Raw genomic sequence first — 24,240 nt, 5'->3', positions numbered from 1 at the left:
TGGGGGTTCCCCCTGCGAGAGTAGGACGCCGCCAGGCAAACTGAAAAATACAGGATACGACTTTGTTCGTATCCTGTATTTTTTTTAGAACCGCTCATAAATAAAAAGATTAGATTGCGCTTGTAGTTTCTCTTCTGTAACTGCTGAACCTGTTTAAGCAGAAATCCAAAAAATATAACTGTTTTATTCAATAATGAATACGAAGGCCTCAGGATACGAAACATAAAAGATAATAAAATAGATGAGGTGAGGTAACAGATGCCGTACAGAGAACAAATTCCAATAGATAGGGGAATAGACAATAGTTTATCGATGATGATGGAGGGATATTTATACATAACTAATAGACGTAGACGGTTTGGAAGAGATATGTTTGAAACACGTTTATTAGGGGCTCAGAAAGCGGTCTGCATTGCTGGTGAGGAGGCTGCAAAACTGTTTTATGATGAAACAAAAATTATGCGAAAAGGTGCAGCACCAAAAAGGGTGAGACAAACTTTATTTGGTGAAAAGGCGATTCAAACGATGGATGATGTGAATCATAAGCATCGAAAAGCATTATTTATGTCCCTCATGACGGAGGATCGTTTGCAGGAAATAGTGGATATTTTCAAGGAAGAATGGAGTTCAGCCATTGAACAATGGGAAAGCAAGGAGCAAATCGTTTTATATTCGGAAGTTACAAAAGTGTTAACTGCTGCTGTTTGCAGATGGGCTGGTGTTTTCTTACCGGAAAATGATTTAAACTTACGTGCTAGTCAATTAGAGGCTATGTTTGATGCTGCTGCGGCAGTTGGACCAAGGCATTGGAAAGGAAGACAAGGGAGAAATGCTCTAGAGCAGTGGCTCAAAAATATGATAGAAGAGTTTAGAAGTGGGAAATTAGAGATACCAGAGGAAACCGCAATGCATCAAATAGCCTGGTACCGCGATACGAATGGAAATGTATTGGATTCACAGGTTGCCGCAGTAGAGGTTCTTAACATTTTGCGTCCCACCGTTGCTATAGCAGTGTACATTGTATTTACTGCTTTGGCGGTATTTGAACATCCGAGTGAAAAAATAAAATTAAAACAGGAAAACGGTGAAACATACTATGAGATGTTTGTACAGGAAGTTCGCCGGTATTATCCATTTTTTCCGTTTGCAGCTGCTAGGGCACGTAAGGATTTTCTTTGGAAAGGCCATGATTTTAAAAAAGGAAATCTTGTACTATTAGATATTTATGGAACTAATCATCATCCTGACTTATGGGAAAAACCAAATCAGTTTTATCCGGAACATTTTCAGGATAGAGAAAATAATCCATTTGATTTTATTCCACAAGGTGGAGGAGAGTATAAACTAGGACATCGATGCCCTGGAGAATGGTTAACAATAGAAGTAATGAAAGCAAGTTTAGATATGCTTATGAATCATATGGAGTATGAAGTGCCTGAACAGGATTTAGACTATAGTATGAGTCGAATGCCAAGTTTACCGAAAAGCAGAATCATCATGAAGCGTATAAAGAAAATCTGATGTATAAGCATCAGATTTTTTTCGTGGTAATAGGACAAACGTTTGTTTGAATAATGTGATATGTAGCTATTCATAATGGGGGAGAATATATGCAAATTCATGTTGTGCAAAGTGGAGAGTCATTGTGGCGGATTGCACAGGTGTATGGTTCGGATATTAATCAAATGATTTTAGTGAATCAATTAGAGAACCCGGATGTACTTGTAGTAGGCCAGGCACTCGTGATTCCGGAAATTAATCGTGAGTATGTCATTCAGCCTGGGGACAATTTATGGGGAATCGCTCAAGCCTATGGGGTGTCACCTCAAGATCTTGCAAGCGCCAATAATATTACAAATCCTTCGTTGATTTATGTCGGTCAAATGCTGGAAATGCCATACTTTTCCCATGTCATTCAGACAGGTCAAACACTCTGGTCCATTGCCAGTCAATATGGTATAACCGTCAATCAGCTTCTGCAAATGAATGAGTTACCAGACCCGTCCTTTATCACACCAGGTCAAGTGTTACGTATACCAACTACAGGAAAGCCTGTGACAGAAGTAAATGCCTATACAACAAGGTTTGATGAACAGGGAAGACAGGAAGTGCTAATGTTAGGTCGGTATTTAACGTACTTATCTTCTTTTACGTACGGGATTAGGGAAGATGGAACGATTACCGATCTTCAGGATGTTCCAGTACTGAATGCGGCACGTGCACAAAATGTGGAACCATTGATGGCATTAACAAATTTTGCAAATAACCGGTTTGATTCAGATTTAGCAGCGGCCATTCTAAGAAATCCAAGTTTGCAGGAAACGTTAATAACGAACATTTTAGAGACCATGAGGGAAAAGAATTTTGCGGGGTTGAACATTGATTTTGAATATGTCTACCCAGAGGACCGGGAAAACTATAATTCTTTTCTCAGAAGGGTTGTTTCCAGACTGCATCCAGAGGGTTACCACGTTTCCACGGCTGTCGCTCCTAAAATTAGTGCAAATCAACAGGGACTGCTCTATGAAGCACATGACTATGAGGCGCATGGAGAGATAGTAGATTTTGTTGTACTAATGACCTATGAGTGGGGTTGGGCTGGTGGTGAGCCGTGGGCAATTGCCCCAATAAATGAGGTTCGGAGGGTGCTGGATTATGCTGTTACAGCCATTCCGCCTGAGAAAATCATGATGGGGGCACCACTGTATGGGAGAGACTGGCGAATTCCTTGGCAAGAAGGAACATTAGCCCGAACTGTTAGCCCACAAGAAGCTGTCCGACTTGCTGTTCGTTATGGGGTTGCCATCCAATATGATCAAACGTATCAATCCCCATTTTTCCGTTATGTTGATGAAACAGGGCAAGAACACGAAGTTTGGTTTGAAGATGCACGGAGCATGCAAGCAAAATATGATGCGGTTAAAGAATACGGATTAAGGGGAATTAGTTACTGGGTGCTCGGTAATCCGTTTCCACAGAACTGGCCAGTATTGCAGAGCAATTTTACAATTAGGAAAAGATGAGAAAAAAATACCCTTGAAGAAGTCGTGTTCAAGGGTATTTTCCTGTGTAAATCTTTGGTAGAATGCTAGTTATATAGGGGGGATAATTTGAGGGAGAAATATGTATGGATAGGAATTATTCTTATTTTTATAAGTGTAATAGGAAACTACATCTATTTTCAATCAAAACAATTGGATGAGCCACTATTCTTAGAACATTACATATCCCATGAACTGCATGAACAGCAGGATGAAGTATTTCTGCAGTTTTATTATGTAACGAATAAAGAAGACCCAGCAATTGTTAATTATGTACAAATGGATGGGATAGAGGCTTATCCTGAATCAAATCAGCAAGTTTTTGGATGGAATAATGACCAGCCTCAGATTCAATATCATCAGGAGTTTAGTCATTATTATTTAGTTCCAGTTAAGATTATATTGCGAAAAGATATGATTCCAGTTGAGGAAGGGAAACCTTGGACTTTTGAGAATATGACGGTACATTTTTCCAATGGCCAATTGGTTGATACGAACATTGGGGAAGTCATGATTTCAAAAGCAAACAGAGGGCACTATGATGGGCTTCAATTTCGTTCAAGCAGTGGCGGTAATCATCGGGAAAAAGATGCAATAGTAGCTACAGAGTCGTTAACCATTGCAGAGATAAACATTCTTTTTTCTAATCAAGCTTCTAAGGATATAGCCATGAAAATTTATACCGATAGTTTAGGTAATGAAGAAGAAGTCCGACAGGCAATGAATCGTCAAGACTGGCTTCGCGATACGATGGATGAAGAATGGGATGAACTTCCTGGAGTGGATGTGGAAGATCATATTTTCCCACTGGATTTGGAAGATGGAAATTGGCTTTACTTCCTTAAACAATATAATCCAGACCAAATGAGTTATTATGATTTTACTGTAGAGCTTAAAGGAATATCTGACACTGGTAAGGAATTTGTTTATCCGGTAAATATCCATCATCAACCATATTTGGATCAAAAAGTAGTCAATGAATGGATAGCTGAGAAGGAAAATGGAGGGATATAATGATAAGAGAGGCATTTGGGAAAATATTTTGGGGATTCTTGCTCGTTTTAGTTGAAATCCATTTTCTGTTTATCGATATCCTTCCTGATCCAGTAGGCTATTATTTAATTTATTCTGGTATTTCCATGCTGATGAAGGATTATCCAGTTGGAAAAAAAGCCAGCAATTGGGCGATTACCCTTTGTTTTCTTTCAATTCCAAGTATGTTTATTTCGCAAAATGAAATTAATCGAATGATAGAAGTGCTATCACTTGCACAGTTCTATACTACAATAATGGCTGTGTTAAAGATTATTGTTGTATTTTATGTGTTCCAAATTTTATTGGAAATAGCGACAAAACAAGGTGTAGATGACTTACAGGATTGGACTGCCAAGTTTCTTAAAATTTACATGATTACAATGATTGCGGTTCAAATATTGGGGCCATTTTCTATGAATGTACCTATAGATAATTGGACAGCTGTTCCTTTTTTAGCGGCTATTACGGCATTGATACTGGACATCATGTTTTTAGTATTACTAAATCGATTTAAAAAATTAGAAAATGAAAATATGAATGAGGAGGAAGGAATATCCCCTTATTGATTAACCTGCTGTAAAATATCGATAAAAAGCTCTTTAAATTTCAAACGGTCTTCTTCTGTAAACGGCTTTGGCCCCTTTGTACGTTTACCACTTTTTCGGGCCATTGCACTTAAATATCGCGTTTGCAGAAGGTGATCGATGTTCTCGTTGTTATAGATAAATCCTTTATGATGAACCACCTGGCATCCTTTCGCCAGCCCGAGGGATGCGAGTCCATAATCTTGAGTGACAACCATATCACCTTTTTTAGCGAGTTTCATAATCCGGTAATCTGCAGCATCTGCTCCTGCGTCCACATAGATGGTTTCCACGCCATTAGGCTGCTGTTCATTCGAATAGTGGGAAAAACTGGTGACAAGAATAACTGGAATACCAGCCTTTGTTCCTTCTGTAATAATAATATCTTTTACTGGACAAGCATCTGCATCCACATAAATTTTCATAATCCTCTGCTCCTAAATACGTTTCTAAATGGTTATTCTTATCTTAGCATTTTTCTATGAAGAAAAAAATCCTTTTCAAATGTGCGATTTTTGAGTATGATTAATTTTAAAATAATGATTATTCATTAAAAATGGGTGATAGGAATGCGGTTGGTAAAGCCATCGATAGAGTGGGAAGGGGAACACCTGGAGTATATAAATACTTTAGCGAATCGCCAAAAAGGAGATGGGAACTGGGTGCCGTACTCTGATTATTTTTTAATAAATGACGAACACCGAATTGTAGGGATGGTAAATATTCGTCATGAGTTAAATGAATGCTAGCTTTAGCATTAAAAAAATGCAAAGAATTACATATTGATCGTGTATTAGTAACATGTGATGAAGATAATATTGGTTCTGCCAAGGTTATTTTAAACAATAATGGTAAAGAGGATCGATCGTTCATTGATGAACATGGGACTGTTAAACGGAGATTTTGGATTGATAATAAATAAGACGGGTGATCAGAATGAGTGAAACAATCGTATTTGATAGAATGAAAGAAGCAGATTGGGAAGATGTACGCGATATTTATATCGAAGGAATTCAAACGAGAAATGCGACCTTTGATACGACTGCACCAACAAGAGAGGAATGGAATAAAAAGTATTTGCAGGAGTGCAGACTCGTTGTGCGGGATGGAGAGAAGGTTATTGGCTGGGCCGCATTATTGCCAATCTCTACTAAAGATGCATTTTATGGTGTGGCGGAGCTAAGTATTTATCTTAGTTCAGCTAGTGCGGGAAAAGGGATTGGGACAAAGCTCTTAGATAAATTGATTGAAGCCAGTGAAGAGTACGGGTTCTGGACATTGCAGGCAGGGATATTTCCTGAAAATGAAGCAAGTATTAAGTTGCATAAGCGTTTCGGATTTCGCGAGGTAGGTGTTCGGGAACGCCTTGGAAAATTAGATGACATATGGCGTGATGTGGTATTGATGGAGCGGAGAAGCAAGGTAGTTGGGGCAGACTAGTTAGGACCACTTCCTTAGATTGTACAGTTTTTAGAGAACCGAAAAAAGATGTCTTGATTTTAGGCATCTTTTTTGTATCGTGTTGTTTGTCTAAAACCCGATAGTTTTATTCACGATATCCATGGTAAAGGAAGGAATAATGGGAAAGCTTTATCTAGGGCAAAAAATAAAGGAATGATGAGGAAACTATAAGTCACTGGCTCTTTTATTCGTAATTTCTGCTAGCAAACGGTAAAATTACTATAAGGTACACAATAAGGAAAGGAAGTTTAATATGCCCATTCAAGTCATTATAGAAGATAAAGTTTTTGAAGTGGAAGATTTTCATAAAGATACGATTCGTACAGATGGGAAAAACCGGATAAAGATTTCCTTTCAGTTTTACGTAAAAAGTGAGGATTATCATGAGGTTACAACCTTACTTTACAAAAATGATTTTCGTGTCGAAGTGCCAGTAGAGGAACTTGCATTTCAAGCGACTATCTACCATTATTCTACTTCGATCACGAATTTATATGAAGCGAATAATGTAGGTGAGTTTAAGCTGGAGTTAATAGAAAAGGATTAAAGGATTTATTCCGTTCCTGAATCGAAATAATATGGACAGGCAGGTTGTGCAAACAATGGAAAAGAAACTGATTGTCGTTGTAAAAGGCTTCGTTATTTATGATGGAAAGGTATTGCTTGTGAAACGGGCAATGCATAATAAAATCGGTGGTGGAAATTGGGAGCTGCCAGGTGGGAAATTGAAGGTTGGCGAAGATTTAGAGGAAACTCTTGTAAGAGAAATAGAAGAAGAAACAGGTTTAGTCGTAAAACCGGATAAAATCCTCTATGCATCCACCATCAATGATGACCCCAACCGGCAGCTTGTTTTCTTACAATATCTATGCAGAGCAAATAGTGATGTTATACAATTATCCGAAGAGCATACGGATGTTTGCTGGGCAACAAAGGATGTTATAAGAGAGTTATTACATTTAGAACTACTTCATGATTTTGAAAAACATGGAATCTTTGCATTGGAAGATTTACAGTAAAAGCCATTTTACCTATCATATTAAAAATTTATAGTATATAATAGAGAGAAAATTATAAAGAAGTCTAATAAATTACATAGTATTGATGACGAAGAAAGGATGTTACGTATGGCCACAGAAATTAAACCTCGGAAAGTATTGGATAAAATTAAACCTTATTCACCAGGAAAACCGATATGGGAACTGCAGGAGGAATTGGGCTTAGACAAAGTTATCAAACTAGCATCAAATGAGAATCCATTAGGTCCGTCACCTAAAGGGATAGAAGCCATATCAGCTGGATTAACTGAACTGAACCGTTATCCGGACGCTGATACGGCTGCCTTAAAAGAGGCGATTGCTGGGAAACTGGATGTGAAGAAAGAACAGCTAATTGTAACAAATGGTGCAGATGAATTGATTACGCTAATGTCAGAAGCCTTTCTTGATGAAGGAGATGAGATTGTCGTTCCTTCCCCGTCCTTCAGTGAATATGATTTTGGAGCAGATTTAATGGGAGCAACGGTAGTTCCCGTGCCATTTGACGAAGGGTTCCAATTCAATGTACAAAAAATCCTTGATGCAATTACAGAGAAAACAAAATTGCTTTATATTTGTTCACCAAACAATCCTACGGGTACTTATTTATCAAAATCGGACTTTGATGAACTAGTAGCTGCTGTTCCAAAGCGAGTACTTATTGTATTCGATGGAGCATACAGTCACTATGCTACAGCGGAAGATTACACAGATGGATTGGAGTATGTAAGAGCTGATAAAAATGTATTGGTATTGCAAACTTTCTCGAAAGTTTACGGTCTTGCGGGACTCCGAGTTGGATTTGGAGCAGCGCCAGAAACCGTCATACAGACCATTTTAAAAGTAAAGGAACCATTTAATGTAAACAGTCTTGCACAGGCTGCTGCAAAGGCCGCAATTGCCGATGATGAGCATGTCAATGCATCTATAGAAAGTAATACTTCCGGTGCAAAGGAACTGTATCAGGCATTTTCTGAATTAGGGTTAAGTTACGTGGAAACAACGAGTAACTTTATTCTCGTTCAGCTTGGTCCAGATGCCGAGAAATTATATAACGATCTTCTAGCAAAAGGTGTGATTGTACGCTACGGAAAGATTTGGGGATTGCCGGAATACGTGCGTGTAACTATTGGAACAAAAGAGGAAAATGAATTTTTCGTTGAGGTTTTAAAAGAAGTATTAAGTAAATAGATGTATGAGATCCTGAATAACTTATAGTAGAGTTATTCGGGATTTTTTGTTGTTTTCATTCTTCGCAGTGTTAAGTGACAAAAAGTCGTTTTAAAAATGCGAGTCATCTCATTCAACAATCTTGAGCAGATAATTGAATAAAATTGGGAGTTTTTCAAGTCAAATTGAAAATTCAACTAAATGAGGAGGGAGATATTTAATGAAAGATGGTAAAGAATATATAGTTGTTAATGTTAGACCGTAAGATTATAAAGCACCTGACAAAGCGACTAGCGAGACTTCCTTCACCACCGTTTGATAAGTTAACAGGGTCGCCGTGTTTCCTTTATCTCCTGCGGAGACTGTTCGGTTAAAACCGCCTCTTTGCGCGGCAACACCGACCACCTGGAATGGCCAGGCGCAGTTCGTAGGTCGCTAAACGGGCGCTTGCACTTCTCTTACTTAAACGTCCAATAATTATTTAATATAAAGTTGATTATTGGAATTATCAAGATCGTAAGTAGTTCGCCACATAAATAATGAAAGGTAAGAACATGAACCATCATATATATTATAAAAACATTTAAAGTGAATCCAATTACAGAAACAATAAAAAAACGCATCATTTTTATGCCTGAGAAATCACTATAAAAGGTATAACTTTTGTTTAGTTGAAACGAAATAATAGTCATGATGACAAATGCAATTGCCGACCCAATTACTGGGTCCTGATGAAAAAGCTCAATAAGAACAAATACGGAAAGGAAATAAATTAGTGTGCTTACACATCCTACTAAACTGTACCTCAAGAATTTAAAAAATATGCTTTTACTTAGAATCATAATTGGTTCCTCTCAGAAATACTTATAATTTAATATCGGTCGTATTCTTTATTTGTTAAATAGTAATTTGTAAAATATTTAGGTCTAAATAGTTCTACATATTTGGCCGATAAATATAGTATCTTTATGAAAGTGAAATTATCTGGAGGACACAATTAATGATTGATATGTATTTATCCTTTTTTAGCTATTCTTTAATACTACTCATAGTTTTTCTTATTTTCTATATCAATAAAATAATGGTTAAACAGGTTAAACCAAAAATCTTTCCGGGTGAAGTGGACTTACAAATGGAAGAGGTTACCTCTTTTTTAAAAGAAAATGGCGGGAGTCATGCATCACATCTTATTTACTTAGAGGATAAGGAGTTATATTGGGCGCAAGAAAAGAAGGCTTTGATTGTTTATAGACGGATTGCAAATAAATTAATCGTCTTAGGTGACCCAATTGGAGCGGAATCCTACATGCAAGCAGCAATTAAAGAATTCTGTCAATATAGTGAAAGCAAACGACTTCAACCCATTTTCTACCAAATCAACCCTTCATTCATGCATTATTATCACGATCTAGGTTATCGTTTCATTAAATTAGGTGAGGAAGGAGTAGCTAACCTAGTCAGCTTTTCACTTATTGGAAAAAAAAACGCAAAATTACGAACAAGCTTTAATAAGTTTGCACGTCTCTCCTACTCATTTACTGTTCAGAAACCGCCATACTCGAAAGAACTAGTAAAAGAAATGAAATCTATTTCTGATTCATGGCTAGGGAGTCAAAAAGAGAAAAGCTTTTCGGTCGGATCATTTCAAGAAGAATATATTTCGCGTTTTCCAGTTGCTCTATTATATGACTCTGATGGAAAAATGCATGCTTTTGCAACACTAGCAACAGACTATAAAAAGACACTTAGCATTGACCTAATGAGAAAAGATTTGGATAGCCTTCCTGGTACCATGGATGTATTATTCATTCATATTTTCAAATGGGCAAGAGATAATGGTTACCTACACTGTAGTTTGGGTATGTCACCACTTGCAAATGTTGGTAACAACAGACACGCTTTTTTAAGTGAAAAACTTCTGCGCCTAGTGTTTGAATATGGAAATTCATTCTATAACTTTAAAGGACTTAACATGTTTAAAAATAAATTCACGAATATATGGGAACCAAAGTATTTAGTTTACAATTCTTTTTGGCCAGTTACCTTGCTACAAATACTAATCCTAATTAATAGTATACCAGAACCGAGACTTACCGTTGTTGAAAGAATGAAGTACTATTTTCATAAAGCATTAGTAAGCGAGAAAGACATCTAGAATAAAAGAGCTTGGTAACACCAAGCTCTTTTTATATCAATTTTTAACACATTCTATTACGGTCTATCCTTATTTATTTTGAATATATGAACCACTCGACCTATTAATTTCTCCTAGCTCAATTCAATTTCCATCAGGACCATTTAAAACCGACAATACTTCCCCAATCAAACATCAAAGTTCTGCTTAAAAAATTAACTCCATGTCCTTCTAATTTTTTTAATTCAGCTATTAAGGAGTCTGAATCAAAGCGAAGAACAGTCGGATTATATTTTTAAGTGACTCTTCTACTTTCATAAAAGTGTATTCTCTATATGTTAAACACTTAAAAGAGAGGATACCAAGTACATTCAAGATTTAGCAGAATTTAATTTACAAATGCGTGGTCGTTTAAAATACAACGAACCACTCACCTAAAAAAATTCTTCATCCCCCCAAAATTTTAAACAAGCATTACGTATAGATAAGTGAATGGAGAGAAAGGCAAAATCATTGAAAGATGATGACGCAAAGCTAAAGGGGCTAAGGAAACTTTTCTATGTCAGCCAGCTACCGTCGAACCCATGCTATAAAACTCTCTTTTAACTAGATTCAGATGTATAAGAACGGAGGTGACAGGATGAGATATAGGACAAGCTTAATGCTATTATTTTTTATGCTTTTACTCGTATTAGGAGCTTGCCAAAATGATGGAAACGAAGACACACAGGCGGATGGGGAAAAAAACACCGAACAAATGCAAGAAGAAAAGAATTATCTATACGAAAGTGAAACAGTGAAGGTTATTGAAACATCAGGTTGGCAACAGCAAGACAGCTCGAGTAAGTATGGAGAAGAAAATATGATTTTTCAAAATGGGAATGTGAAAGCCATTTTGACATTTGTTTCAAATGAAAAGTCATTAGATGAGATCAAAAGTGAATTGAAATCATCGTTTGGAAATAGCGAGGCAATTGAAGAAACTGAGAAATATCTTTCTTTGAAATCGAATCGAAAAGAAAGCATTCGAACAGATATTTATTTGAATAGCGGAGGGGAACAAACTGGAATTTTAATTTTTATGGCCCCTTTTGAAGAGTATGAAACAAATCAAGCGATGATAGAAGAATTTAAAAAAAACGTAGAATATTTCTAAGAAAAAGGTGGAATAACAATGAAAAAAACTATCATGTCTAGTATTATATTTGGCCTGGTTTTATTATTTGCAGGGAATGTTTATGCAGATGAAGATGAAGCAGTTGTCGATCCAAATTCAGAACTCTATGATACTTCTCGTATTATAGAGGAAGCAGAATATGATTTAACGGAAGAAAATAGTGAAAAAGTACTTCTCCAAGATGAATATGCAGATGATCGTTTAAACGAAGCGGAATTGTCCCTTGATGAAGGTAATGAAGAAAAGGCAGAAGAGTTACTGGAAGACTATGAAGAACATGTGAAACAAGTTGAAGAGGATATGGAAGCAGCAAAAGAAGCTGGAGAAGACATATCGGCAGTTGAAGAAACGGTAGTTGAAAACAGTCAAAAACGTTCAGAAAACCTTAGAGCACTTCTAGAGCGTGAAGACCTTCCAGAAGAAGCAAAGGCAGGTATTACGAAGGCCTTAGAGAATCAACAAAAGGCCGAGCAAAACTTCTTAGCAGCCCAAAAGAAAGCCGAAGAAGCACAAGAGAAGGCTAAAGAGCAACAAGAAAAAGCACAAGAAACAGCTAAAGAACAACAAGAAAAAGCACAAGAAACAGCTAAAGAACAACAAGAAAAAGCGCAAGAAACAGCTGAAGAGCAACAAGAACAAGCGCAAGAAAAGGGTAAAGGGCAACAAGAAAGAGCATCAGGTAGACCATAACAGTAGAAGTAGAAATGTAAAGGATAGTAATCATATTTGAAATGGTTACTATCCTTTATTAAATACCCTTTTCCTCCGATATAATGTGTAGAGAAAGAACTTTGGTTTTAATAGGTTCTATATGGAGGGACACTATGGGGGATTTAAAACTTAAAGAGATCCTGTTAGAAATTAAAAATGGAAATGAATTAGAAAGAGAACGATTGATTCGTCATTATCAGCCCTATATTCTGAACGCTGTTGGGCATATATGTAAAAAGTATGTAACTTGGAGCAGTGATGAGACTAGTATTGGACTAATTGCTTTTAATCGTGCTATAGATACGTTCGAGTTCGATAAAGGGCGTGCCTTTGTAAACTATGTATATCTATTAATTCAACGGGATATTATTGACTACTTTCGAAAAGAAAAGCGTCATTTGCACCCCGCTTCAGATAATGATCAATTAGTGCATGATAAAGCTGAAATGAAAGCTTCATTAGAATCGTACCAACAATCAACTAATACATCAGCCCTTGTGGAAGAAATTTTAGAACTCGATGAAAAATTAAGCAAGTTTAACATTTCATTTGAGCAGTTAGAGAGCCATAGCCCGAAACATCGCAAAACGCGTATCAAAGTTATGGAAATGGCTTCTAAATTTATCCAACATGGTGATTTAGTAGATGAATTAGTTGGTAAAAAAGTATTTCCTGTATCTTCATTTACGAAAAGGACAGGGTTTCGGCCTAAATCAATCGAGCGATACCGAAAGTACCTGATTACGATTATTATGATTAAACTACATCCGGAATGGAGACGACTTTCAACGTTTGTTCAAGTCGGTCCAGGGAGTGTGAAAATATGAAAAAATATACAATTGAAGGCATCGTGACCAAAGTGACAGAGAGTGAATATGTTCTGTTCTGTGATGATGGAACGTTTAGAAATATACCATTAACCAAAGATGATATACCAATGATGGGTGAAAGGAAGACGTATACAGCGAAGTCACGAAATCTCCCTTTAAGGATTGTATCTACTGTAGCAATGGTAGCTGTTTTGTTTATTGCCTTTTTAGCGTATGGGGGGATTCAAAATCATTCCAAAACGAACTATATTGCAGCTATTGATATTAATCCAAGTCTTGAGGCTCATTTAGACGAGGATTTAAATGTTATAAAACTTTTACCTTTGAATACCGATGGAAAACAAATCGCTGACTCCATCGAATCAGAGGGCGTGGACTTCTATCAAGTGGTTGACTTCATCGTATCCGAATCAGTTTCAAAAGGCTATTTATCGGTAAATGAAAAAGGAAGAATCGAGACTACCATTGTGAAGGTAACGAGTGACTCCAATCCTCCATCGGAACGTGAACTAAAAGAAGTGATTCAAACACAACTTCAAAGCAAAAACATTGTTGCGGATGTACAGGTATTCAATGAAACAAAGGAATTTTACGATCAATCCGAACGTGCGGGTGTATCAATGAATAAATATAGACATTATCAAACCTTACGAGATCAAGGACTTGTACAGGACATTAAGGAAGTAAAAGAGAAATCCATTAAACAATTACAAGACATGATTGAGGAAGAAGACGAAAAGAAGGTTCCAGTTAAGACTGAACAAGGAAAAGGAGATTCTGGAGAGAATGCAAAACCGAATCCAGAATTGCGTCAGAATCAATCACAATCTACATTAAACCCAAAGGGAGATCAAACTGAACATAAACCTGCACTTGATGATAAACAAGAACCGTCTGATAATGAAGGTGGACAACAAAAAGGTAAAAAACCAAGTAATAAAAGTTCATCACCGGAAAATGAAGCATCTTCAAATCAAAGGTCTTCAGATCCCCCGCCAACTCGGGAAGAGAATAAGGCGAATCAAAAGGCGGAAACGGAGGACAGTCAAACAAATTCGAATGACAACACTCAACAAAAAAATGAAACAAGTATAGAGAGTCAACCTGAGACAGAAACAAATGCAGAAAAGAAAGATGAATCTGCTTCGAAAGGCGAAACGATACCTGAAGAAGAGAATCTGGATTCTAATCACAATAAAGCGAATAAAAACAGACCTTCATCTTCGTCTAAACCATAGTGTTTCCTTGAACTATTATATATGCAACGAAACAAAAAGTCCCAATAGAGTACACTCTACTGGGACTTTTTTAATGTATTGATTTTACTGAGTTCTTAGTACCCCGTTACTTATTAATCAAAATATGAATTCCTTAACAATTTAGCTACAGGGCGTATCTCCAAAATAAGGGATATGCTTATTTTTGTTTAGGGCCATTATGTGGAAATTTTGATATAATGTCTTATAAAATTTCACTTTTACCCTACACTATACGATAATGAGAGAAAACGACAAAGGATGAAAACATGAAACCAATTGAACTAAAGGTAAAAAACAGTTATACGAAACAATATCATCAAAGGTTTCCGCTTATAAGTAAAGAAGCGGTTATCAATCCAGATGATTTACAAGAGGAAGGGGCCATCGTCCATTTAGTGGAGCCCAATGGAAACTTTATTGCCAAAGGATATTATGGAAATCAAAATAAAGGCTTAGGCTGGGTACTTACATATAAACAGGGGGAGAAGATAGATTTTGTCTTTTTCAAAAATAAAATAACAGCAGCTATCGATAGACGAAAGCCTTTTTTTAACGATGAAAATACCAATACGTTTCGGGTTTTTAATGGAGAAGGAGACGGTATTGGCGGAATGACCATGGACTATTTTGATGGATATTATCTCATCCAATGGTATAGTGAAGGGGCATATTCCTTTAAGGATAAGGTCATTCGTGTGCTGGATGAAATAGGAGACTATAAAGCCATTTATGAAAAGAAGCGCTTTGATACGAAGGGGAAATATATTGATGATGATGACTTTGTTAAAGGAGAGCGCGGCGAGTTCCCGATTATCGTGAAAGAAAATGGCATGAATTACGCCGTTTATTTAAATGATGGTGCAATGGTAGGTATTTTTTTGGATCAGCGTAACGTAAGAAAAGCCATTCGGGACAAGTATGCGAAAGGGAAACATGTGTTGAACACCTTTTCGTATACGGGTGCTTTTTCAGTTGCCGCTGCTCTAGGTGGGGCAGAGAAGACAACGAGTGTGGATTTGGCAAAGCGCAGTAAAAGTAAGACGATTGAGCAGTTTAGTGTGAATGGCATTGATTTTGAAGCGCAGGACATTATCGTCATGGATGTATTTGATTACTTTAGGTATGCCAACCGCAAAAAACTGAAGTTTGATTTAGTCATCTTGGATCCCCCAAGCTTTGCCCGCTCTAAGAAAAGAACGTTTAGTACGGCAAAGGACTACCCATCCTTGATAAAGGATACGATTGACATAACAGAAAAGGATGGAATTATTGTTGCTTCCACGAATAATGCATCATTTGGCATGAAGAAATTTAAAGGGTTTATTGATAAAGGATTTCGGGAAAGTAACACAAAATACAAGATTCTTGAAGAGTTTTCATTGCCGGATGATTTTCATGTCGATAGGGGCTATCCACAAGGGAATTATTTGAAAGTAGTAATTGTGAAAAAAATGAGTTAAGGAAGCAAAGGGGCTGTTCTTTTGCTTCCTTCTCAGTAAGGAGAGATTGTTGGTGTTTCGATATTCGAATCTATATTAATTTCTCTTCTCTTTCTTGCTGTTTCCTTCCCATTAAATTAATAATCACTACATTGGATATGGCGACAGCCCCGCCGATAAGGGAAATGGAGCTAGGCCATTCGTTAAGCCACAGCCATGCAATAATGATAGCAATGGCCGGTTCAATATAAAGCATACTTGTAACCGAACTGGTATTACCTAAGGACAGGGCAATGGCCCAAGTTGCATATCCGAGTGCTGCTGGAAAGACCCCAACGAAAATGGCGGCCAAATCTGCTTGTAATGTCGTTTCCTGCAGATTTGCAAATAAGCCAGGCAAAAAGATGAGCATTGGCAGAGTTCCAGCCCATGTAAAATAAGCAGTTAATTCAATAGGATTGTATCGTTTGTAAAGTGGCTTTTGAAAGACGAAAAACATCGATGATGCAATGGCTGCAATCAGTATATAAAGAGCACCCTCAGAAATGGCAAAGGAAGCGTCTCCTGAACCTAAGGTAACTAAAATAATTCCTATAAACCCAATTCCAAGACCAATCCAGCTAAATAGATGAAGTCGTTCTTTTAAGATAAAGACAGCAATAATCGCCGTGAATATAGGTGCGGAACCGACAATAATGCTAGCTGTTCCCGCTTTTACAGTTTCCATACCAAATGTGATTCCTACATGGTAAACTGTAATGCCAAGAAGTCCAAGGAGAATAATGCGAAACAGGTCTTTCTTTTTAGGCAGACGAAAATGAACACCAGGAAGTAGACTATAAAGAATGAAAACACTGGAAGCGATCAGAAATCGGACAAGAACTAAATGTCCCGACGTATATCCGCCTTGTAAACTAGCACGGACGCCTGCGAACGAAGAAGCCCAAATAATAACGGTTAATAATGCTAGAAAGAATGCTTTCTTGTTCATGTCAATCCCTCCCCCATATTCTCTATCCAATAAATCAAGTTAACATGTGAATATTTGTTTTGGCAAGGGGTGAAGAAGCCTAACTAAGTAAAATTATTTTAATAATTTACTAGAAAGGTATTGTATATTTATTCTAAACAATGCATAATAATACATACATAGATTATTTAGGAGGAGAATCCTTATGATTACTGAGGAGAATCAAATCATTTTAAACAATCAGCAACTGCATGGACGTGATTTTTTGACCCTTGCAGATTATACAAAAGATGAGATTAGCCATCTGCTGGATCTGGCTGATTATGTGAAAAAACAAAAGAAAAACGGTATCGCATTTGAGCCGTTAAAGGGAAAAACCTTGGGGATGATTTTTGAAAAATCATCTACAAGGACCCGAGTATCTTTTGAAGCGGGAATTTACCAACTTGGTGGGATGGGGATTTTTCTTAGTTCAAAAGATATTCAGATTGGAAGAGGTGAAACCATCGCAGATACAGCGCAAGTCTTATCTGGCTATTTGGACGGAATTATGATTCGAACCTTTTCCCAGGAATCTGTGGAAGAACTGGCAGAATATGCGAGCATTCCTGTCATTAATGGGTTAACGGATACATATCATCCATGTCAGGTGCTTGCAGACTTGCAAACAGTGAAAGAAGTAAAAGGTGTACTGCAAGGAGTGAAACTAGTATACATTGGCGATGGTAATAATATGGCTCATTCCTTAATGCTTGGTGCTGCTTTAATGGGTATGGAACTGGTTGTTGTAGCGCCAAAAGGATATCAACCAGATCCGGTAATTACGGAGAAAGCTAGCAAACTTGCAGAACAACATGATGCGAAAATCAGCGTGGTTGATGAACCTGTGGATGCTGTAAAAGGAGCAGATGTAGTTTATACGGATGTATGGGCAAGCATGGGGCAAGAATCAGAACAGGCAAAAAGAGAGCTTGCCTTTAAAGGGTATCAAGTAAATGAGGAGTTGCTTTCCCTGGCGAATCCAGATGTAACATTTATGCACTGTTTACCAGCGCATCGCGGGGAGGAAGTTACAGCAGGTGTAATTGATGGAAAGAATTCTGTCGTATTTCAGCAGGCTGAGAATCGATTGCATGCTCAAAAGGCATTGATGACGGCATTAATGGGATAAGTAAACTTTTAAAAATGAGCTCCTTTACTGGGGCTCATTTTTATTGTGTTATGTTAACCAAAAATCTGGCCACCATTTACATGCAGCGTTTGTCCGGTTACGAATCTGGAGTCATCCGAATCGAGATAAACAAACGTTGGCGCTACTTCAAAAGGCTGGCCTTGGCGGTCCATTGGATTGCCAGCAAGAGGGACTTGATCCGCAGAAAAACTCGATGGAATTAATGGAGTCCATATACGGCCAAGTGCAATGGCATTTACCCGAATCCCTTTATCCACTAAGTTATTTGCCAATGCCCGAGTAAAGCCGATGTTAGCTGCTTTAGTTGCCGTGTAATCCATTAACTGATCATTTCCATCAAAGACAACAACAGATGCGGTATTAATAATGGAACTTCCTGCTTTTAAGTAGTGAAGTGCTACACGAATCGTATAAAAATGGGAGTAGATATTCACTTTAAACGTATCATCAAATTTTTCAACGGTAATATCCAATAAACTTAATTGCTGAAACTGGATTCCGACATGGTTGCAAAGTACATCGAGTTTACCAAAGGTTTTTACCGTTTTTTCTGCGATATCAATACATTGCTGCTTCTCTCTCAAATCCCCAGGGAGCAGTAAACAGCGTTTTCCCAGATTTTCAATTCTATTTTTCGTTCGCATCCTCGTGTTCATCCAAATAAGAAATGGCGACATCTGCATCTTCTTTTGCAAAAGCGATAGCTGCCGCTGCTCCCATTCCACTGTCACCACCCGTAATAAGTGCAACTTTTCCTTCTAATTTTCCACTACCTTTATAATGGGGATTTTCTACAATCGGTCTTGGTACCATAAGGCTTTCTACACCTGGCTGGCGGTATTGTCGCTGTTCTGGAACGCTAAGTGCAACATCTTCATATTGTGTGATTTTTCCATAGTTAGGGTACAGTGGGTAATCATTCTTATTTGACTTATGTTCAGTCATGGTTATCCTCCTATATACAACTTTCAAATTACTTTATGTTGGATAGGCGATCGTCGTGCTTATGTAATTATTTGTTGAAAGTTGTACGTGCTCATTGGCTGAGAAAGTGGAATACGATAGATAGAAAATTTATTGTAGGAGGATATGTTAATGGACTATTATTATCATCCCGAGGTTCGATATTTAGTCATTTCACAGTCAGATGAAAAAGAAGTAATGCTGTATGATGATAATCCATATACATGGGAAGTTCCGAAAATAGGACCAAGGCCACCGTATTATTTTAATCCAAGATATGAGCCGTATGATCCGGTGATTTAAAGACAGTTGATGGAGCTGATAAAAGAAAGGGTAATTCACAAGCACCCACACCAACAAAAAAGTGACGAGAAAGACTCTCGTCACTACAACTCTATAATTTTACAATCGTTCTTCCTCTTGCTGTACCTTTTAATAGGGTAGGGAGAACATCAGGAAGCTTTTCTAAGCCTATTTCCTGCTGTACAAGCGCCTCTATATCTTTTGGTTTAAAGTCGGTTGCTAAACGTTGCCAAATTTTCATACGAGTTTCCATCGGGCAATAGACGGAATCTATTCCGAGAAGATTAACTCCTCTAAGAATGAATGGAAATACCGTTGTAGGAATTTTATTTCCTGCAGCTAACCCGCTGGCTGCGACAGAACCACCGTATTGAATTTGACTTAATAGGGAAGCGAGTGCTTCACCACCAATTGGATCAACGGCTCCAGCCCATTTTTCTTTTCCAAGTGTTTTGAGCTTCCCATTATATACTTCTTCCCGGGATACAATAGAGTTAGCTCCCAGATGTTTTAAGTAATCATATTCGGTAGCTTTTCCTGTGCTGGCTTCGACTTCATAGCCGAGTTTTGACAGGATAGAAATGGCAAAACTTCCGACTCCACCTGTTGCACCAGTCACCAGCACTTTGCCTTTTTCAGGAGTTAAATTATTTTCGATTAACCGTTGAACCGATAATGCGGCGGTGAATCCGGCAGTTCCGATAATCATGGATTCCTTTAAGTTTAAACCTTCTGGGAGTGGGATAATCCACTTTCCTGGTATTCTAGCATATTGGCTATACCCGCCAAAATGAGATACACCAATTTCGTAGCTTGTGGCAATGACCTCATCCCCTTCCTTAAAACGGGAATCTGAAGAGGAAACAACGACCCCAGCTAAATCAATACCTGGAACCATTGGATGGGATTGCACAATATTTCCATCTGGTATGGAGGCTAAGCTATCCTTATAGTTGACACCTGAATAATGAACACGAATAAGTACTTCGCCATCGGGTAGATCCTCGAGGTTTAGTTTTTTTACCGTTACAGAGAAATCTTCTTCTTTTTTATTAATGACAAGTGCATCAAAAGATTTAGTCAATGGAAAAACTCCTTTCTAATGTAATTATTATATGTGGTCATTTACTTAAGCTAATTCTATTGTACATGATTTTTATGTGAGCAGCAGTGAATATGTAATAGTGCGTGTTCAAAAAGGAGGATGAAAAGGACCGGTCGGCTAAGATCGCAACGTCCTGGGACTTCGGTTACTCGTCCCACCGAAAACATTTGTTGCGGGCGCCGGCACTAGCACGTCCTGTGCGCCTTAAAGTTCGAGGCGGCGAAGCTTTGAGTAGCGGGCCCCGAGCGTGTTGTGGTGACTTCTACGTTGCCCACAGGACAAGGAACACTTCGTCAGCGATACATCGCACGCAGAAAAAGTGCTTTTCTTTTTCAAGGACGTGGGCGATTTTAGTAGAAGTTCCTTACCATACGTGAGTAACGGAAAAGCGAGCCAACGAGCTTCCACAGGATGTGGTGACTTCGACGTTCGACACAGGACGTGTCGGTACTTAGTCGAAGGTCCCCTTTAGATGTGTCATTTTCACCGGACTTTTTGAACATCCTCTAATAGTCTTTATGGAGTAAAAAAGAGAAACCATCTTAAGGTTTCTCTCTAGGAAGGATATGTAATTTTTAAACCTTCTGTATCTATCTTCAAGGGTTTTACATCATAATCAGGAAGGACGCTTTGCATGTTATTCGCGATTTCTCCACCGCTGCCTGCGGGAACAAATGACATCATTGTTGGGCCTGCACCACTGATAATCGATCCATAGGCACCATTTTCTTTTGCTTTATTTCTAATCTTATCATAATTTGGGATAAGCTCTGCTCGATAAGGTTCATGGAATAAATCTCTTTCCATCATTTTACCAGCCAGCTTGTAATCCCCTTGTAGCAAGGAAGCGACAACGAGATTGCTTACTCCGCTGGCACTTGCTGCTAAATTTCTGGGATAGTGGTCTGGGAGAACCTTTCTTGCTGCCTCTGTTTTTAATTCCACATCAGGAATACTTACAACAATATCCATATCTAAATTTGGAATTTCTATGCGTTCAATTTCCGTATCAAAAGCAGCCGATATTACCAAGCCGCCGAATAGGGCAGGTGCGATGTTATCAGGATGTCCCTCGATTTCTGTACCATAACGTAATCTGTCCTCATTGCTCAATCCCAAATTACCAGCTTGATTGGCTATTTCAATGCCAGCAAGTATGGCAGAGGCACTGCTACCAAGTCCTCGCGCTAAAGGAATATCACTTTTTTCGGTAACTTTACAAGGTGGTAGTTGTTTTTGATGGCGCTCTGCTGTTTGATTGGCGATTTGATAGATAAAATGTTCTTTGTAATCAATGACAGCAGCAGAAGAGGAAGCGGGAACAATTTCCCACTGTTCCGCTTCTTCCACTTGTAAAGTTAAATGCAAATTCACAGCTAAACCCATGGAGTCAAATCCTGGTCCGACATTTCCGGAACTTGCTGGAACAGAGACTTGAAACTTCCTCATACGCCCACCACGGATTCAATGTATTCCTTCACAGCAGCCTCGTCATTTGGTAAGGATACAGGACTGATTTCCAGTTGATCAATGGCTGTTTGTGGATCTTTTAGTCCGTTTCCTGTTAAAACCGTAACGACTTTGCTTCCTTTGGCAATGGTTCCATTTTCAACCTGTTGAAGGACACCTGCAATCGAAGCACAAGAGCCTGGTTCAGCAAAAACACCTTCTGTTTTAGCGATAAGTTTAAATGCTCGTACAATTTCTTCATCGGTTACCGAACCAATCATACCGCCGGATTCATCCCTTGCGTTCACCGCCAGATTCCAGCTTGCTGGGTTTCCGATACGAATAGCAGTAGCAATCGTTTCGGGCTGTTCAATGATCTGGTTTTTAACGATGGCAGCAGCACCCTCTGCTTCAAATCCAAACATTTTCGGAAGACCAGTTTGTTTCTTCTCATGGTACTCTTTAAAACCTTTCCAGTATGCACTGATATTCCCTGCGTTTCCAACTGGAATGGCAAGGATGTCTGGAGCGGCGCCGAGTGTGTCACAGATTTCAAATGCAGCTGTTTTTTGACCTTCCAGACGATATGGATTAACGGAATTGACAAGTGTAACTGCTGTTGTCTCACTAATTTCACGTACCATTTTTAATGCTTCATCAAAATTACCGTCGATTTCTACAATCTCAGCTCCATACATAACAGCTTGGGCCAGCTTACCAAGTGCTACTTTTCCTTTAGGAATCACGATAATTGCTCGGATGCCGGCTCTTGCCGCATAAGCTGCAGCAGATGCGGAAGTATTTCCAGTGGATGCACAAATAACCGACTGGCTGCCTTCCTCAATTGCTTTAGCTACGGCAACAACCATCCCACGGTCTTTAAAAGAGCCTGTAGGATTAATCCCTTCTACTTTTCCGTATAACTCAATTCCTAATTGCTCAGAAAGGTTAGCAAAGTGTATAAGTGGTGTATTCCCTTCGTGTAATGTGAGTTTGGGTGTTTTTTCTGTTACTGGTAATAATTCTTTGTATTGATGCAATAACCCTTGCCAACTCATTTTTCAGCATCTCCTTCAACTTTGTAATAGCTTTTTGTTTCCATGACGGCATCAAGATCATTTAGGTGATTCAGTGCAGTTTGGAAATTTTCTAATGACGTTTGGTGTGTAACAACAATAATTTCAGCTTTTTCATGTTTAATAATTGGATTTTGCAAAATTCGCTTGAAGCTAATATTCAGCTCATTAAATAGAGCAGAGATTCTTGAAAATACCCCTACCTCGTCTTTTACATGTAATCTTACATAGAATTGGCCGAAGCATTTATCTGATTCTTTTAATTCTTTATTAAAATGTGGATCGACATATTGAGATCCAGTTACCCCGAGCAGCATGTTTTTGATGACAGAAACAACATCGGACGTAATTGCTGTAGCGGTTGGCAGACTTCCGGCACCAGGGCCATAGAACATCGTTTCTCCTACTGCATCTCCATATACATATACAGCATTATATTCATCACTCACACTTGCCAATGGATGGTTTTTAGCTAGCATGGTTGGCTGTACATTAACCTCTAATTGACGATCTCTGAAGTCAGCATAACCGATTAATTTCATCGTGTAACCAAGCTGACTAGCGTATTTTAAATCATCTAAGGAAATATCAGAAATCCCTTTTACTTCCACGTCTTCTAAATCTACATCCATGGAGAAGGAAAGGCGTGCTAGAATCGCCATTTTCCGCGCAGCATCAAGTCCCTCTACATCTGATGTAGGATCTGCTTCAGCAAATCCAAGCTCCTGTGCCTGTTTAAGTGCAACTTCATAGCTAAGTCCTTCTTGATCCATTTTCGTTAAGATATAATTGGTCGTTCCATTTACGATACCCATAACTTTTCGAATGCGATCTGAAGATAATCCTTCTGTAATCCCTCTTAGGATTGGAATGCCGCCTGCAACACTTGCTTCATAATAGAAGTCACATTTATTTTTTCGTGCTGCTTTCTGTAATTCAGGTCCATGTAATGCGACAAGATCTTTATTTGCTGTGACAACATGTTTTTTAGCAGAAAAGGCCTTTAATATATATTCACGGGCTTCATCAATTCCGCCCATAACTTCAATAATAAGGTCAATTTCAGGATCATTTAATACATCATCAGGGTTGGTAGTGAGAAACGTTCGATCTAAATCAACATCACGCTGCTTATCCAGATTACGAACTAATACACTTTTCACTTGTACATCCGCGCCGAGTTGATGAACAAGTTTTTCTTGATGATTCTCAATTAACTTAATTACTCCTGATCCTACGACTCCTAAACCTAAAAGACCAATAGATATTTTGTTCCCCACATAAATCACCTCAAGTTTATTCTT

Annotated in this window: 25 protein-coding genes, 1 pseudogene and 1 riboswitch; of the genes and pseudogenes, 18 read left to right on the top strand and 8 right to left on the bottom strand. The window is 38.3% G+C overall.

Translation table 11 applies throughout. The features are described from left to right. Window positions 1-258: 258 nt before the first annotated feature. The 4 genes from GMJ66_RS11120 to GMJ66_RS11105 all read left to right on the top strand — a co-directional run bounded on the left by GMJ66_RS11120 (window position 259) and on the right by GMJ66_RS11105 (window position 4,642). Window positions 259-1,521 carry a cytochrome P450 gene (locus GMJ66_RS11120; protein ID WP_156290380.1) on the top strand — a complete coding sequence of 421 codons (1,263 nt, stop codon included), beginning with the start codon at window positions 259-261 and terminating at the stop codon, window positions 1,519-1,521. A gap of 89 nt (window positions 1,522-1,610) precedes the next feature. Next, window positions 1,611-3,023: a LysM peptidoglycan-binding domain-containing protein gene (locus GMJ66_RS11115; protein ID WP_156290379.1), complete on the top strand. Its 1,413-nt coding sequence runs from the start codon at window positions 1,611-1,613 to the stop codon at window positions 3,021-3,023. Window positions 3,024-3,110: 87 nt separating this feature from the next. Then, a complete protein-coding gene (locus GMJ66_RS11110) occupies window positions 3,111-4,055 on the top strand; it encodes a hypothetical protein (protein ID WP_156290378.1) in 945 nt (314 codons plus the stop codon). Next, window positions 4,055-4,642: a hypothetical protein gene (locus GMJ66_RS11105; protein ID WP_156290377.1), complete on the top strand. Its 588-nt coding sequence runs from the start codon at window positions 4,055-4,057 to the stop codon at window positions 4,640-4,642. The genes GMJ66_RS11110 and GMJ66_RS11105 overlap by 1 nt, the downstream gene beginning before the upstream one ends. Here the strand turns inward: GMJ66_RS11105 and GMJ66_RS11100 are convergent. Continuing rightward, window positions 4,636-5,085, bottom strand: a complete 450-nt coding sequence (locus GMJ66_RS11100; protein WP_156290376.1) for a YaiI/YqxD family protein — start codon at window positions 5,083-5,085, stop codon at window positions 4,636-4,638. The genes GMJ66_RS11105 and GMJ66_RS11100 overlap by 7 nt on opposite strands. Window positions 5,086-5,229: 144 nt before the next feature. Between GMJ66_RS11100 and GMJ66_RS20705 the strand changes: the two genes are divergently transcribed. The 6 genes from GMJ66_RS20705 to hisC all read left to right on the top strand — a co-directional run bounded on the left by GMJ66_RS20705 (window position 5,230) and on the right by hisC (window position 8,349). Next, window positions 5,230-5,409, top strand: a complete 180-nt coding sequence (locus tag GMJ66_RS20705) for a hypothetical protein (protein ID WP_231514901.1) — start codon at window positions 5,230-5,232, stop codon at window positions 5,407-5,409. After that, window positions 5,403-5,582 carry a GNAT family N-acetyltransferase gene (locus tag GMJ66_RS20700; RefSeq protein ID WP_231514900.1) on the top strand — a complete coding sequence of 60 codons (180 nt, stop codon included), beginning with the start codon at window positions 5,403-5,405 and terminating at the stop codon, window positions 5,580-5,582. Before GMJ66_RS20705 ends, GMJ66_RS20700 begins: the two co-directional genes overlap by 7 nt. 14 nt (window positions 5,583-5,596) lie before the next feature. Next, entirely contained in the window at window positions 5,597-6,100 is a 504-nt protein-coding gene (locus tag GMJ66_RS11090) for a GNAT family N-acetyltransferase (RefSeq protein WP_156290375.1), read from the top strand. Window positions 6,101-6,374: 274 nt separating this feature from the next. Beyond that, a complete protein-coding gene (locus GMJ66_RS11085) occupies window positions 6,375-6,668 on the top strand; it encodes a DUF3219 family protein (RefSeq protein ID WP_156290374.1) in 294 nt (97 codons plus the stop codon). Window positions 6,669-6,723: 55 nt separating this feature from the next. Continuing rightward, on the top strand, window positions 6,724-7,140 hold the full coding sequence (locus GMJ66_RS11080) for an NUDIX hydrolase (RefSeq protein WP_156290373.1): 417 nt from the start codon (window positions 6,724-6,726) through the stop codon (window positions 7,138-7,140). A gap of 108 nt (window positions 7,141-7,248) precedes the next feature. Then, window positions 7,249-8,349: a histidinol-phosphate transaminase gene (gene hisC, locus GMJ66_RS11075; protein ID WP_231514899.1), complete on the top strand. Its 1,101-nt coding sequence runs from the start codon at window positions 7,249-7,251 to the stop codon at window positions 8,347-8,349. Window positions 8,350-8,786: 437 nt separating this feature from the next. Here hisC and GMJ66_RS21185 read toward each other — a convergent pair whose 3' ends face one another. Continuing rightward, window positions 8,787-9,170, bottom strand: a complete 384-nt coding sequence (locus GMJ66_RS21185) for a GtrA family protein (RefSeq protein ID WP_156290371.1) — start codon at window positions 9,168-9,170, stop codon at window positions 8,787-8,789. A 158-nt stretch (window positions 9,171-9,328) separates the two neighbouring features. Here GMJ66_RS21185 and GMJ66_RS11065 point away from each other — a divergent pair, with 158 nt between their 5' ends. The 6 genes from GMJ66_RS11065 to GMJ66_RS11040 all read left to right on the top strand — a co-directional run bounded on the left by GMJ66_RS11065 (window position 9,329) and on the right by GMJ66_RS11040 (window position 15,899). Next, complete coding sequence (locus GMJ66_RS11065) at window positions 9,329-10,483, top strand: phosphatidylglycerol lysyltransferase domain-containing protein (RefSeq protein WP_156290370.1); 1,155 nt, start codon at window positions 9,329-9,331, stop codon at window positions 10,481-10,483. A 472-nt stretch (window positions 10,484-10,955) separates the two neighbouring features. Beyond that, window positions 10,956-11,040, top strand: a riboswitch (cyclic di-GMP riboswitch). 62 nt (window positions 11,041-11,102) lie between these two features. Beyond that, window positions 11,103-11,618, top strand: coding sequence for a hypothetical protein (locus GMJ66_RS11060; RefSeq protein WP_156290369.1), 516 nt, complete (start codon window positions 11,103-11,105; stop codon window positions 11,616-11,618). A gap of 18 nt (window positions 11,619-11,636) precedes the next feature. Further along, on the top strand, window positions 11,637-12,329 hold the full coding sequence (locus GMJ66_RS11055; protein ID WP_156290368.1) for a DUF5667 domain-containing protein: 693 nt from the start codon (window positions 11,637-11,639) through the stop codon (window positions 12,327-12,329). Window positions 12,330-12,463: 134 nt separating this feature from the next. After that, complete coding sequence (gene sigI / locus GMJ66_RS11050; protein WP_156290367.1) at window positions 12,464-13,177, top strand: RNA polymerase sigma-I factor; 714 nt, start codon at window positions 12,464-12,466, stop codon at window positions 13,175-13,177. Then, entirely contained in the window at window positions 13,174-14,418 is a 1,245-nt protein-coding gene (locus tag GMJ66_RS11045) for an anti-sigma-I factor RsgI family protein (protein ID WP_156290366.1), read from the top strand. The genes sigI and GMJ66_RS11045 overlap by 4 nt, the downstream gene beginning before the upstream one ends. A gap of 287 nt (window positions 14,419-14,705) precedes the next feature. Beyond that, window positions 14,706-15,899: a class I SAM-dependent rRNA methyltransferase gene (locus GMJ66_RS11040; RefSeq protein WP_156290365.1), complete on the top strand. Its 1,194-nt coding sequence runs from the start codon at window positions 14,706-14,708 to the stop codon at window positions 15,897-15,899. 70 nt (window positions 15,900-15,969) lie between these two features. On the opposite strand, the gene GMJ66_RS11035 is transcribed toward GMJ66_RS11040, so the two are convergent. Further along, a complete protein-coding gene (locus tag GMJ66_RS11035; RefSeq protein WP_156290364.1) occupies window positions 15,970-16,869 on the bottom strand; it encodes a DMT family transporter in 900 nt (299 codons plus the stop codon). 184 nt (window positions 16,870-17,053) lie between these two features. Between GMJ66_RS11035 and argF the strand changes: the two genes are divergently transcribed. Next, window positions 17,054-18,019 carry an ornithine carbamoyltransferase gene (gene argF, locus GMJ66_RS11030; RefSeq protein ID WP_156290363.1) on the top strand — a complete coding sequence of 322 codons (966 nt, stop codon included), beginning with the start codon at window positions 17,054-17,056 and terminating at the stop codon, window positions 18,017-18,019. 53 nt (window positions 18,020-18,072) lie between these two features. Here argF and GMJ66_RS11025 read toward each other — a convergent pair. Continuing rightward, a pseudogene (locus GMJ66_RS11025) lies at window positions 18,073-18,985 on the bottom strand (SDR family oxidoreductase). A gap of 150 nt (window positions 18,986-19,135) precedes the next feature. On the opposite strand from GMJ66_RS11025, the gene GMJ66_RS20430 reads away from it, so the two are divergent. After that, a complete protein-coding gene (locus tag GMJ66_RS20430) occupies window positions 19,136-19,306 on the top strand; it encodes a hypothetical protein (protein ID WP_197046666.1) in 171 nt (56 codons plus the stop codon). Window positions 19,307-19,397: 91 nt separating this feature from the next. On the opposite strand, the gene GMJ66_RS11020 is transcribed toward GMJ66_RS20430, so the two are convergent. The 4 genes from GMJ66_RS11020 to GMJ66_RS11005 all read right to left on the bottom strand — a co-directional run bounded on the left by GMJ66_RS11020 (window position 19,398) and on the right by GMJ66_RS11005 (window position 24,216). Next, the gene (locus GMJ66_RS11020) at window positions 19,398-20,390 is read right to left on the bottom strand and encodes an NADPH:quinone oxidoreductase family protein (protein ID WP_156290362.1); all 993 of its coding nucleotides are present in this window, start codon (window positions 20,388-20,390) and stop codon (window positions 19,398-19,400) included. Between the two features lie 576 nt (window positions 20,391-20,966). After that, entirely contained in the window at window positions 20,967-21,860 is an 894-nt protein-coding gene (gene thrB / locus GMJ66_RS11015; RefSeq protein WP_156290361.1) for a homoserine kinase, read from the bottom strand. Then, complete coding sequence (gene thrC / locus GMJ66_RS11010) at window positions 21,857-22,918, bottom strand: threonine synthase (RefSeq protein ID WP_156290360.1); 1,062 nt, start codon at window positions 22,916-22,918, stop codon at window positions 21,857-21,859. Before thrC ends, thrB begins: the two co-directional genes overlap by 4 nt. Next, window positions 22,915-24,216 (bottom strand): homoserine dehydrogenase, encoded by a 1,302-nt coding sequence (locus tag GMJ66_RS11005; protein ID WP_156290359.1) that lies wholly within the window; start codon window positions 24,214-24,216, stop codon window positions 22,915-22,917. The genes thrC and GMJ66_RS11005 overlap by 4 nt, the downstream gene beginning before the upstream one ends. Window positions 24,217-24,240: the final 24 nt, after the last annotated feature.

The sequence above is a fragment of the Oceanobacillus salinisoli genome, assembly GCF_009733865.1.
Classification (GTDB): domain Bacteria; phylum Bacillota; class Bacilli; order Bacillales; family Amphibacillaceae; genus Oceanobacillus; species Oceanobacillus salinisoli.
This window is presented reverse-complemented; position numbering and strand designations above follow the sequence as displayed.

Excerpts from the sequence above, each read along its gene's own strand:
- GMJ66_RS11090 (WP_156290375.1), top strand. The coding sequence starts at position 5,597 with ATGAGTGAAACAATCGTATTTGATAGAATGAAAGAAGCAGATTGGGAA.
- GMJ66_RS11120 (WP_156290380.1), top strand. The coding sequence starts at position 259 with ATGCCGTACAGAGAACAAATTCCAATAGATAGGGGAATAGACAATAGT.
- GMJ66_RS11105 (WP_156290377.1), top strand. The coding sequence starts at position 4,055 with ATGATAAGAGAGGCATTTGGGAAAATATTTTGGGGATTCTTGCTCGTT.
- GMJ66_RS11065 (WP_156290370.1), top strand. The coding sequence starts at position 9,329 with ATGATTGATATGTATTTATCCTTTTTTAGCTATTCTTTAATACTACTC.
- GMJ66_RS11115 (WP_156290379.1), top strand. The coding sequence starts at position 1,611 with ATGCAAATTCATGTTGTGCAAAGTGGAGAGTCATTGTGGCGGATTGCA.
- GMJ66_RS11080 (WP_156290373.1), top strand. The coding sequence starts at position 6,724 with ATGGAAAAGAAACTGATTGTCGTTGTAAAAGGCTTCGTTATTTATGAT.
- hisC (WP_231514899.1), top strand. The coding sequence starts at position 7,249 with ATGGCCACAGAAATTAAACCTCGGAAAGTATTGGATAAAATTAAACCT.
- thrC (WP_156290360.1), bottom strand. The coding sequence starts at position 22,918 with ATGAGTTGGCAAGGGTTATTGCATCAATACAAAGAATTATTACCAGTA.
- GMJ66_RS20430 (WP_197046666.1), top strand. The coding sequence starts at position 19,136 with ATGGACTATTATTATCATCCCGAGGTTCGATATTTAGTCATTTCACAG.
- GMJ66_RS11085 (WP_156290374.1), top strand. The coding sequence starts at position 6,375 with ATGCCCATTCAAGTCATTATAGAAGATAAAGTTTTTGAAGTGGAAGAT.
- GMJ66_RS11060 (WP_156290369.1), top strand. The coding sequence starts at position 11,103 with ATGAGATATAGGACAAGCTTAATGCTATTATTTTTTATGCTTTTACTC.
- GMJ66_RS11045 (WP_156290366.1), top strand. The coding sequence starts at position 13,174 with ATGAAAAAATATACAATTGAAGGCATCGTGACCAAAGTGACAGAGAGT.
- GMJ66_RS21185 (WP_156290371.1), bottom strand. The coding sequence starts at position 9,170 with ATGATTCTAAGTAAAAGCATATTTTTTAAATTCTTGAGGTACAGTTTA.
- GMJ66_RS11035 (WP_156290364.1), bottom strand. The coding sequence starts at position 16,869 with ATGAACAAGAAAGCATTCTTTCTAGCATTATTAACCGTTATTATTTGG.
- GMJ66_RS20700 (WP_231514900.1), top strand. The coding sequence starts at position 5,403 with ATGCTAGCTTTAGCATTAAAAAAATGCAAAGAATTACATATTGATCGT.
- GMJ66_RS11040 (WP_156290365.1), top strand. The coding sequence starts at position 14,706 with ATGAAACCAATTGAACTAAAGGTAAAAAACAGTTATACGAAACAATAT.
- GMJ66_RS20705 (WP_231514901.1), top strand. The coding sequence starts at position 5,230 with ATGCGGTTGGTAAAGCCATCGATAGAGTGGGAAGGGGAACACCTGGAG.
- argF (WP_156290363.1), top strand. The coding sequence starts at position 17,054 with ATGATTACTGAGGAGAATCAAATCATTTTAAACAATCAGCAACTGCAT.
- GMJ66_RS11055 (WP_156290368.1), top strand. The coding sequence starts at position 11,637 with ATGAAAAAAACTATCATGTCTAGTATTATATTTGGCCTGGTTTTATTA.
- thrB (WP_156290361.1), bottom strand. The coding sequence starts at position 21,860 with ATGAGGAAGTTTCAAGTCTCTGTTCCAGCAAGTTCCGGAAATGTCGGA.
- sigI (WP_156290367.1), top strand. The coding sequence starts at position 12,464 with ATGGGGGATTTAAAACTTAAAGAGATCCTGTTAGAAATTAAAAATGGA.
- GMJ66_RS11100 (WP_156290376.1), bottom strand. The coding sequence starts at position 5,085 with ATGAAAATTTATGTGGATGCAGATGCTTGTCCAGTAAAAGATATTATT.